Raw genomic sequence first — 623 nt, 5'->3', positions numbered from 1 at the left:
CGAGACCACCGCGGCCGTCCCGCCTATCCCCTGTTGTCCATGTTCAAAGCCGTCCTGCTCGGACAATGGCACAGCCTCTCCAATCCCGAACTCGAACACAGCCTCATCACCCGCATCGATTTCAACCTGTTTTGCCGTTTTGACGAACTGAGCATCCCCGATTACAGCACCTTATGCCGCTACCGTAACTGGCTGGCGCAAGACGACACCCTGTCCGAATTGCTGGAACTGATTAACCGCCAACTGACCGAAAAAGGCCTAAAAGTAGAGAAAGCATCCGCCGCCGTCATTGATGCCACCATTATTCAAACCGCCGGCAGCAAACAGCGTCAGGCCATAGAAGTTGATGAAGAAGGACAAGTCAGCGGCCAAACCACACCGGGTAAAGACAGCGATGCCCGCTGGACAAAGAAAAACGGTTTATACAGACTCGGTTACAAACAACATACCCGTACCGATGAGGAAGGCTATATCGAGAAACTGCACATCACCCCCGCCAATACCCATGAGTGCAACCACCTGTCGCCTTTGCTGGAAGGGATAGCCGAAGGTACGGCCGTCTATGCCGACAAAGGCTATGACAGTGCGGAAAACCGGCAACATCTGAAAGAGCATCAGTTGTT

At 53.3% G+C, this 623-nt stretch carries 1 protein-coding gene; it reads left to right on the top strand.

Annotated features, from left to right (window positions below; translation table 11 throughout):
- Positions 1-623, top strand: a 623-nt coding sequence (locus tag ACTHTJ_RS10720) for an IS5 family transposase (protein WP_440360959.1), incomplete at both ends; no start/stop codon positions are given.

Source organism: Neisseria sp. P0018.S001 (assembly GCF_051957355.1).
Taxonomy (GTDB): domain Bacteria; phylum Pseudomonadota; class Gammaproteobacteria; order Burkholderiales; family Neisseriaceae; genus Neisseria; species Neisseria subflava_A.
This window is presented reverse-complemented; position numbering and strand designations above follow the sequence as displayed.